Below are 10,226 nucleotides of genomic sequence, written 5' to 3' on the forward strand. Positions count from 1 at the left end.
AATTCTATAGCGATACAAGCCACTATTTAACCTTTCCTAATTTATAATATCACATTTCTTTGCTCTTATAATTCTAGATAATATCTTATATAAATATTAAAGGCAAATATGCTTTTTACTATCATTAAGTAATTATATTTGATACGAATATCTACAACTTATACATATAAAATAGCAGATATTTATATTTAAGTGTCTTCCTTTATCATAATTATATGTTTATACCTCTACGGGCTTTTAAATATCTTTTTTTAGGGATATACTCTGTTATATACTTTGGTTTAGCTTTTACAGCAAGTGCTCAAGGTAAAGGTGCGTTTGGTGCACAAACGCAGCCGAACACTGTCGTATACAAACTAAAACAAAGCAGCACTACTAATGCCCGTAATGCACAAGGAGCATCAAGGAGTTTTGAGGAAGCACTAAGTAAAGTAGGAGCAAAGAAACCGCAACAGAAGTTTCCACAGAGCAGGAGCAATTCTAGTAGTTCCCGCCGTTCAGCGACCACCGTAGACCTAAGTTTGATTTATGAATTGAACTATGGCACCAGCCAAAGCTTTGAACAAGTGAAAAAGGTGTTATTAGCCACGGGCATGGTAGAATATGTGGAGCCACTTTACAAGCGCGAACCTTTTTACCAGCCCAACGACCCTGCAGCGGATTCTGCTTTAACTACACAGGCTTACCTGAAGGTTATAAAAGCCTATGGTGGCTGGGCCGTTACAAAAGGTGACGATAAAGTTGTGATTGGCATACTTGACACAGGCTTTCGATTAAGTCATAACGACCTCCGATCTAAAGCACACCAAAACACTAGCGACCCTATTGATGGTGTTGATAATGATAATGATGGCTACATAGACAATTTTGAGGGCTGGGACTTTGCGGATAATGATAACGATGTAACAGACGATACTCCTCTGAACACCCCCAGAGGACATGGCACAGCTGTAACAGGTGTAGCGGCGGCGGCTTCAGACAATGGCATTGGCATGGCTAGTGTAGGCTATAACTCTCTTTTTATGCCACTTAAGGTTTTCTCAAAAAACAGCTATGGCCGTTTTGGAGGCTACGAAGCCATTGTTTATGCCGCAGACCATGGCTGCAAAGTAATCAACCTTTCTTGGGGAGGCCCCCATTACTCCAGGTTTGAACAGGATGTCATTAATTATGCTGTTTTAGAAAAGGATGTGGTTATAGTTGTTTCCGCTGGAAATAAAAACGAAAACATACTGTACTACCCAGCCTCCTACGACAACGTTATTTCGGTAGGCGGCACTAATAACTTAGATGTTAAACATGCCTCTTATACTTATAACAGACTCATAGATGTTACCGCACCTAGTGTTGGCATTTACACCACGCTTCTGAACAACGATAATGCCTATGGAAATGCAAGTGGAACATCGTATGCAGCACCAATTGTTTCGGGCGCTGCTGCACTTGTAAGAGCAAAATATCCAAACCTAACAGCACAGCAGGTAATGGAGCGGGTACGTGTTACAACCGATAACATCTATCACTTAGCTGGAAATGCGCCTTACATTGAATATCTAGGCAAAGGACGTTTAAACGTGAAGCGTGCAGTGTCGGAGGTTAATCCAAAATCTATTCGTGCCACAGCCCAAAAGCTGCTGAATAACCGTTTAGGATTGGCTGGAGATACTGCAGAATTAGGCATAAATTTCACAAACTTCCTCGCCCCTACTACCAATGCCACTGTCTCCCTTACAACAGAGTCACCTTATGTTACTGTACTAGATGGCCAGGCAAGCCTAGGGAGTATGGCAACTTTAGCGAGCAAGAATAATCACGCTTCCCCATTTAAGTTTAAAGTAGCAAGTAACACACCTTATAATACAGAAGTCTATTTCCGAATAGGCTTTTCCGACGGCGACTACACAGATTTACAGTATGTAAGAGTTAACATTAACCCTCCTTTCGTAACGTTGGATGCAAACAACCTGCACGTTTCGATCAATGCTTTAGGGAATTTCGGCTACGATGGCTATAGTTCCTCACAGGGTGTAGGCGTTAGGTATAAAGGCAGCAGCTCTTTGCTGGCAGAGGGAGGTTTAATCATTGCGTCATCTGCCACACAGGTATCAGACAATGTGCGAAACGATGCCTGGGGCGTAGATGGCGATTTTACGATTGTCAGGCCAGCTCGCTTCAATCACCAAAGCAAAGTAGCTACACAAGAAGCTACAAGCGCTTACACCGATGCCCAGTCTCCTAACCCTGTGGTTGGCGTGCAGTTGAAGCATAAAGCACTTGCATGGAATAGTGAGGCAACAAACCAGGATTTCGTGATTCTGGAGTATTATATCACGAATATTACTGCCGACACTATACAGAAATTACACACAGGTCTTTTTGCCGATTGGGATATTGGCTCGCCCTATGTGAATGCAGCGGAATGGGACGGGCAACTTAAAGCCGGCTACGTCTATAACATGCTTGAGAAGCTACCAGTAGCAGGAATAAAGCTGCTGACACACGATGCGCCGTCCTTTTATGCCATTGATAATAACGGAAGCGTTGCCAACACTATCTCTATTATAGATGGTTTTTCTAATGGAGAAAAATATCATACGCTAGCAGAAGGTGTGGCCAGAACCAAGGCCGATGGAAATGGCACAGGCAATGATGTATCTTACGTGATGGGTGCGGTGGCAAATAAATTAGCTCCTGGCGAAACAAAGGTTGTAGCTTTTGCCCTGGTAGCAGGAAACGACTTGACAAGCTTTAAGGTACATGCTGAAGCTGCACAAATGCAGTACTACAAAATTAAAGCAGGAGCACCGCCAGTTGTACAAAGTCAATTTACCTGTGCTGGCACTGCTGTTACAGTTGCACCTACTGGAGGGCATGTGTTTAAGTTTTATAGTGATGCTAACAAGTCCCAGCTATTAGCTTCTGGTAGCAGCTACTCCATTCCAAAGCTAAACACAACAACAACTATTTATGTAACAAATGCTGACTCTCTGTTTGAGAGTGCTGTTGTACCAGTCACGTTTACAATTTCTCCCCCTCCAGTTGCAAAATTTACGGCTGTAGCTGGCGTAGGTAACGAACAAACAACTGTCTCTTTTTCTAACCAAAGTACATCCAGCACACAATGGTTCTGGCAGTTTGGGGATGGCACTACTTCAGAGGAAGCTAATCCTATACATGACTATGGCCAACCAGGCTTTTACAGAGTGACACTTACTACACGCAACGAAGCCAATTGCACTTTAAGCTCCTACATCCAAACTGTAGGTGTTTTCTACGAAAGCTTAACACTATTCCCGAACCCTAGCAGTGGTACCATAAGAGCAAGCTTGCCTTCTCCTGTAGATAAAATGGCAAATGCTCCCTTCAGTACTCCGAACCTATACCTGACTGACACAACGGGTAGAAAAGTGAAGGCAAAGCTAAAATCCTCTAACGGTATAGAAGCAAGCTTCGATTTGTCAGGCATAGCGCCTGGCGTTTATGTAGCCCAACTGGAATATGACAACAGCACTACCGATACAAAAGTAGTTGTACTCTAAAAAGCTAAGGGCAAAATAACGCTTACGTAACCGATACCTACTAAAAAAGCGAAGGCCTCTCCAAATTGGAGAGGCCTTCGCTTTTTTATGGATTCAAGTAAATAAATTATTTACCTTCTTGTAAACGGATCAGGTTAAGTGCTGAACCAGCTTTGAACCAGCCAATCTGACCTTCGTTGTAGGTATGGTTTACAGTGATAACATCTTTGCTGCCATCGCTGTGGTTCAATACTACTTTCAAAGGCTCACCTGGCGTAAAGTTCTCAAGACCTACAATGTCGATAGTGTCGTTCTCCTCGATCAGGTCGTAGTCTGCTTTGTTGTCAAACGTAAGCGCCAACATACCTTGCTTCTTCAGGTTAGTTTCGTGGATACGGGCAAAAGATTTCACCAATACTGCACGAACACCTAAAAAGCGTGGCTCCATGGCAGCGTGCTCACGAGAAGAACCTTCACCATAGTTTTCGTCACCTACTACTACTGTACCAATGCCAGCAGCTTTGTACGTACGAGCCGTAGCTGGTACAGTGTCATAACCACGGGTCATGTCGTTGTACACGCTGTTAGCTTCGCCGTTGAAAGCATTGATGGCTCCGATCAACATGTTGTTTGAGATGTTATCCAAGTGACCACGGTACTTCAACCACGGACCAGCCATAGAGATGTGGTCAGTCGTACACTTACCTTGTGCTTTAATCAGAAGCTTCAGGCCTTTCAGGTCTGTACCTTCCCATGGCTTAAAGCCTTCAAGCAATTGCAGACGATCAGAAGCAGGGTCAACTACAACTTCTACCTGGCTTCCGTCTTCGGCAGGAGCAATGTAACCTGCATCTTCCACAGCATAACCTTGTGCTGGCGTTTCAACACCTACTGGCTCATCCAGTTTTACAGCTACACCGTCTTCGTTCATCAAGGTATCTGTAAGCGGGTTGAATGTTAAATCACCGGCAATAGCGAAAGCTGTTACGATTTCTGGAGATGCCACGAACGCGTGTGTGTTCGGGTTACCATCGTTACGTTTCGCGAAGTTACGGTTGAAAGAAGTAATGATAGAGTTTTTGCGAGTTGGATCATCTGTATGACGTGCCCACTGACCGATACAAGGTCCGCAAGCGTTTGCCAATACCACACCACCCATTTGTGCAAATGTATCTAACAGGCCATCACGAGCTGTAGTATAGCGTACTAATTCAGATCCTGGTGTAATAGTAAATTCAGCTTGTGCAACTAATTTCTTATCGATTGCCTGTGCCGCAATAGAAGCAGAACGGGTAATATCTTCGTAAGAAGAGTTCGTACAAGAACCGATCAGACCTACCTCCAGTTTAGCTGGCCAGTTGTGCTCTTTTACAACAGCAGCGAACTGAGAAATTGGCCAAGCCGCATCTGGAGTGAATGGTCCGTTTACGTGTGGCTCCAGCGTAGAAAGATCAATCTCGATTAACTGATCGTAATAAGCAGCTGGGTCAGCGTATACTTCGTCATCCGCACGCAGGTGCTCAGCAACCTGGTCAGCAAGTTCCACGATTTCTTCACGCTTAGTGCTGTTCAGGTAGTCGCGCATTTTCCCATCGTATGCAAAAACCGAAGTTGTAGCTCCAATTTCAGCACCCATGTTACAGATAGTAGATTTACCTGTAGCAGAAAGGCTCTCGGCACCTTCACCGAAATATTCTACAATAGCACCAGTACCACCTTTTACAGTCAAGATACCAGCCACTTTTAAGATAACGTCTTTTGGTGCAGTCCAACCGCTCATTTTGCCAGTCAGCTTCACACCAATTACTTTCGGGAACTTTAATTCCCAGGCCATGCCTGCCATTACGTCCACAGCATCGGCACCACCAACACCAATCGCTACCATACCCAAACCACCAGCATTTGGTGTGTGAGAGTCAGTACCAATCATCATACCGCCAGGGAAAGCATAGTTTTCCAACACCACCTGGTGAATGATACCTGCACCTGGCTTCCAGAACCCGATGCCATACTTGTTAGACACAGAAGCTAAGAAATCATAAACTTCTTTGTTCTCGTCATATGCTTCCTGCAAATCCTGATCGGCTCCTACTCTTGCCTGAATCAAGTGGTCACAGTGTACTGTAGAAGGAACTGCCACAGTTGGTTTACCAGCCTGCATGAACTGAAGCAAGGCCATCTGTGCTGTAGCATCCTGCATAGCCACTCTGTCTGGAGCGAAGTCTACGTAAGACTTACCGCGCTCAAAACCCTGTGTAGCGTTACCATCAAAAAGGTGCGCATACAGGATTTTTTCAGTCAAGGTGAGTGGACGGCCAACCGCCTGTCTTGCAGCAGAGATCTTGTCTCCCATGCCAGCATACACTGCCTTGATCATTTCTAAATCAAATGCCATAGTTTTGCTATTCTTAATGTTTTAAATGCTTCAAATCGAAGATTTACAAATGTACGAAATATAGAGCGTTTTGAGCAACATTAGCACATATGAATATTACGCTAACATCCTATTTAGAATGGCTTTAAATCAATTAATGGATTTTACATCTACATACTGTACTTTTGCGCCATGAAACACTCTATGTTAGATACCCCTACAAGGCACATTTTGTTCTTTGCTTTGGCAATATTAGCCACTATAACCGCCTGCACCTCTACAACATCCACCCACAATACTATACAACCTGGAACCTGGCGCGTAAGCCTTCAAACGCAGGGGCAGGAAATACCATTTATAATGGAAGCTGCTGAAGACAGTGGTAAAACAGTACTCTACCTGGTAAACGGCGAAGAGCGCATTCTGCTAGATGAAATACAGCAGCAGGACGACTCCGTGAAAATAGGTCTGCATATTTTTGATGCTGACTTAATTGCCAAAGTAGACGGCGATAAAATGGCTGGCCGTTTTGTGAAGAACGATACGCCAGAACCCTATTCTATTCCTTTCACTGCCGAGCATGGCAAAACCAACCGTTTTGCCGAAAACCCAGCTCCTGCCAAATATAACTATAGCGGCAAATGGGAGGTTGTTTTCTCTGATAAGGAAGGCAGCAGCTACAAGGCCGTTGGTGTTTTCGATCAACAAGGTAGCGATGTAACTGGTACTTTTCTGACAGAAACAGGCGACTACCGTTACCTGGAGGGGCAGGTAGATGGGGAGCAGCTAAAACTCTCTACCTTCGACGGAAACCATGCTTACTTGTTCAAAGCTAAACCAACGGCAGACAGCACGTTGCAGGGCGAACTTTTTTCGGGCATGACGGGCTACGAAACCTGGGCAGCCAAACGCAACGAGCAGGCCCAACTAGCCAGCGCCGATACGCTTACTTACCTAAAGGAAGGCTACGACGAGCTTTCGTTTAATTTCCCTAACCTTAACGGTGAACAGGTATCCTTATCCGATCCGAAGTATGATGGCAAAGTAGTGATCGTGCAGCTGCTCGGCTCCTGGTGCCCGAACTGCATGGACGAAACAAAGTTCCTCTCGCCTTACTACGACCAGAACAAAGACCGTGGATTAGAAATAATTGGCCTTGGCTTTGAACGCAGTCCAGAGTTTGACAAAGCAGCCGCCCGCCTGCAAAAAATGAAAGACCGCTTCGATATAGACTACGACTTGTTAGTAGCGGGCGTATCAGACAAAGAAGCAGCCGCCAAAGCTTTGCCAGCCTTAAACCACGTGATGTCCTTCCCAACCACCATCTTTATCGGCAGAGACGGAAAAGTACGTAAAATACACACGGGTTTTTCAGGCCCAGGCACAGGAAAGTATTATGAAGAATGGGTAACTGAATTCAACAAGACTATGGATCAACTGCTGGCGGAGAAGTAGTTATTTGTTGATCACAGAAAAAACAGCAGGGGCCGTTACTATAAAAGTAACGGCCCCTGCTGTTTTTATTTAAAAATACGCTAAACGCTTTGCATGAAAGGAACAGCGACACAAATATGCTACTACAGCTATCCCAAGTGTTAATGGCGTTTAACGAATATCAATTAATGAAGATTACTTTTCCCGCTCTATTGTGTAGGCAATAAGCTGTTCTAACGAAGTACGGGAAGGTGAAGGCGGAAAGGTATTTAGTATAGCCAAGGCTTCGGCATGATACCTGTTCATTACTTGCACAGTGTAGTCTATACCGCCTGATTGTTTTACAAAATCAATAACTTGTTGCACACGTTTGTTGTCGCCGTTATTGTTTTTTACGTTATAAATCACGCGGCGCTTCGTCAGCCAATCTGCCTGCTGCAGGGCATATATCAGCGGCAGCGTCATTTTCTTTTCTTTGATATCGATACCGACAGGCTTTCCGATCTCGGCAGTACCATAATCAAACAGGTCGTCTTTTATCTGAAAGGCTATACCTACCTTCTGCCCGAACAAACGTGCTTTCTCAATTTCTTCAGGAGTGGCTCCAGCAGAGGCTGCTCCTACCCCACAGCAAGAGGCAATTAAAGAGGCTGTTTTCTGACGAATAATGTCGAAGTAAACATCTTCAGTAATGTCTAGTTTGCGGGCCTTTTCCATCTGCAGCAGTTCCCCCTCACTCATCTCCTGCACCGCATTTGAAACGATTTTCAGCAGCTCGAAATCATTGTTGTTCAAAGAAAGTAGCAGGCCTTTGGACAGCAGGTAATCACCTACCAATACCGCTATTTTGTTTTTCCAGAGAGCATTTACAGAGAAGAAACCACGGCGGTAGTTCGCATCGTCTACCACATCGTCGTGCACTAGTGTGGCTGTGTGCAGCAGTTCGATCAGGGCAGCGCCACGGTAAGTGGCTTCAGAAATGCCTTTGCCAAAAAGGTTAGCTGTGAAGAACACAAACATTGGACGCATCTGCTTGCCTTTGCGCTTCACAATATAACTCATTATCCTATCAAGAAGCAGTACTTTGGACTTCATCGAGGTCCTGAACTTCTTCTCGAACAGCTCCATTTCCTGCGCGATGGGCGCTTGTATTTCCTTTAGGCTGATGCTCATCTGTTTGTTTTGCAATATTACTGCCTCCAAAAGTGGTTTCCAAACTCAGAGCAGCAATTAGGGCTTTTTTCGAAACCTCTTTTCTGCATAAAGAGGTAAAACTGTATCTTTAACCGCGATAAGGCTAAATAGTTAAAACAGTTGTTGTAGTTGCCACATATTCCATTTTAACCATTTAGCTATTTTTTAGTTTAGCAATTATCTTGATGAAAGTAAACTTTGTAGTATACCCTGAGCATGGAAAGCCTTTTACCGCTGATGCCACTTTTACAGCAGATGGCAAGCCTAAACCTGTAGTTATCTTTACACATGGTTTTAAAGGCTTTAAAGACTGGGGGCATTTTAATTTGCTGGCCCGCTACTTCGAGGAAAGTGGCTTTGCATTCGTGAAGTTCAACTTCTCTTATAACGGCACCTCCGTAGAAGATTATTCAGATGTACACGATCTGGAATCCTTTGGAAACAACAACTTCTCGCTGGAACTAGACGACTTGCAGGCGCTCATCAACCTGCTGCACGACACAACAGGACCTATACCACAAACTGAACTGGACCTGAACCGCCTTTACCTGATCGGCCACAGCCGTGGCGGTGGATCAGTTATCTTGAAAGCAGCAGAGGAAAGTCGTGTAAAAGCCTTGGCCACTTGGTCAGCCGTAAGCGATTTCGATCAGCGCTGGACACCCGAAGTGATGAAGAAATGGCAGCAGGACGGTGTACAATGGATCATGAATGGCCGCACAGGCCAACAGATGCCGCTTTACTACCAGATTGCAGAAAACTACTTCCAGCACAAAGACCGCCTGCACATTCCAGAAGTAATCAAAAAAGTAGGGCAGCCCATGCTCATACTTCACGGAGAGCAGGACGAAACGCTGCCTGTCCAAATGGCTCACGACTTGAAGTCTTGGAAACCTGATGCGGAGCTGCACCTGCTACCTAACACTAACCACTCCTACGGTGGCAAACATCCTTTAGAGGAAGATACTTTACCAGAAGCAGCCCGTAAAGCCGCAGATTTAACAATAGATTTTTTTCAGAAGCATGCCTAAACTATACCTGTTACTGGGCGGGAATCTGGGCAACCGTATCAATTACTTAAAGCAAGCCCGAGAAAGTATAGCCGCTAAAGTTGGTCAAGTGGTGCGCATTTCTAAACTATACGAAACAGCTGCCTGGGGTAAAGCCGATCAGCCCGCATTCCTAAACCAGGTGCTGGAGGTACAAGCAACACAAACGCCTGAGCAGGTGCTGTATATTATAAATGGTATAGAACTGGAATTGGGCCGTGTACGGCACGAGCATTGGGGTTCCCGTGTTATAGACATCGACATACTTTTTTACGATGAACTCGTGCAGCAAACCCAGCGCCTCACCATTCCGCACCCGCAACTGCACCACCGCCGCTTTACCCTCATGCCACTGGCTGAGATTGCCCCTGAACTGATGCATCCTGTGCTTGATAAAAGCATAGTTAAACTCTTAGCGAGTTGTGAGGATAGTCTGGAGGTAAAGGTTATTGCAGATGAGCTATAAATAGCTCTCATTAGGCCAGTCTTCGTGCTGATTTTATAACCACATTAATCCTAAAATCTTAATTATAAAATGTAAAGAAAGCGCCCGCTGTAGTCTAACTACAGCGGGCGCTTTCTTTACATTTTATTTATTTTTTATCTGACGATCTCCACCCACCCTTTGTAGGTTTGGTGCCTTCGCTGCGGGTCAGC

At 44.8% G+C, this 10,226-nt stretch carries 6 protein-coding genes; 4 read left to right on the forward strand and 2 right to left on the reverse strand.

All coding sequences use genetic code 11. The features are described from left to right. Nucleotides 1-215 precede the first annotated feature (215 nt). The gene (locus LN893_RS05940; RefSeq protein WP_229968880.1) at nt 216-3,539 is read left to right on the forward strand and encodes a S8 family serine peptidase; all 3,324 of its coding nucleotides are present in this window, start codon (nt 216-218) and stop codon (nt 3,537-3,539) included. Between the two features lie 106 nt (nt 3,540-3,645). Here the strand turns inward: LN893_RS05940 and LN893_RS05945 are convergent, their stop codons facing one another. Continuing rightward, a complete protein-coding gene (locus LN893_RS05945; RefSeq protein ID WP_229968881.1) occupies nt 3,646-5,913 on the reverse strand; it encodes an aconitate hydratase in 2,268 nt (755 codons plus the stop codon). Between the two features lie 183 nt (nt 5,914-6,096). Between LN893_RS05945 and LN893_RS05950 the strand changes: the two genes are divergently transcribed. Next, nucleotides 6,097-7,347, forward strand: coding sequence for a peroxiredoxin family protein (locus LN893_RS05950; RefSeq protein WP_229968882.1), 1,251 nt, complete (start codon nt 6,097-6,099; stop codon nt 7,345-7,347). 174 nt (nt 7,348-7,521) lie between these two features. Here the strand turns inward: LN893_RS05950 and LN893_RS05955 are convergent, their stop codons facing one another. Continuing rightward, nucleotides 7,522-8,499, reverse strand: coding sequence for a polyprenyl synthetase family protein (locus tag LN893_RS05955; protein ID WP_229968883.1), 978 nt, complete (start codon nt 8,497-8,499; stop codon nt 7,522-7,524). 206 nt (nt 8,500-8,705) lie between these two features. On the opposite strand from LN893_RS05955, the gene LN893_RS05960 reads away from it, so the two are divergent. After that, nucleotides 8,706-9,551, forward strand: a complete 846-nt coding sequence (locus LN893_RS05960) for an alpha/beta hydrolase family protein (RefSeq protein ID WP_229968884.1) — start codon at nt 8,706-8,708, stop codon at nt 9,549-9,551. Next, nucleotides 9,544-10,035, forward strand: coding sequence for a 2-amino-4-hydroxy-6-hydroxymethyldihydropteridine diphosphokinase (gene folK, locus LN893_RS05965; protein WP_229968885.1), 492 nt, complete (start codon nt 9,544-9,546; stop codon nt 10,033-10,035). Before LN893_RS05960 ends, folK begins: the two co-directional genes overlap by 8 nt. Nucleotides 10,036-10,226 lie beyond the last annotated feature (191 nt).

Origin of the sequence: Pontibacter harenae (assembly GCF_020907245.1) — a bacterium.
GTDB lineage: Bacteria > Bacteroidota > Bacteroidia > Cytophagales > Hymenobacteraceae > Pontibacter > Pontibacter harenae.

Excerpts from the sequence above, each read along its gene's own strand:
- LN893_RS05940 (WP_229968880.1), top strand. The coding sequence starts at position 216 with ATGTTTATACCTCTACGGGCTTTTAAATATCTTTTTTTAGGGATATAC.
- LN893_RS05945 (WP_229968881.1), bottom strand. The coding sequence starts at position 5,913 with ATGGCATTTGATTTAGAAATGATCAAGGCAGTGTATGCTGGCATGGGA.
- LN893_RS05955 (WP_229968883.1), bottom strand. The coding sequence starts at position 8,499 with ATGAGCATCAGCCTAAAGGAAATACAAGCGCCCATCGCGCAGGAAATG.
- LN893_RS05950 (WP_229968882.1), top strand. The coding sequence starts at position 6,097 with ATGTTAGATACCCCTACAAGGCACATTTTGTTCTTTGCTTTGGCAATA.
- folK (WP_229968885.1), top strand. The coding sequence starts at position 9,544 with ATGCCTAAACTATACCTGTTACTGGGCGGGAATCTGGGCAACCGTATC.
- LN893_RS05960 (WP_229968884.1), top strand. The coding sequence starts at position 8,706 with ATGAAAGTAAACTTTGTAGTATACCCTGAGCATGGAAAGCCTTTTACC.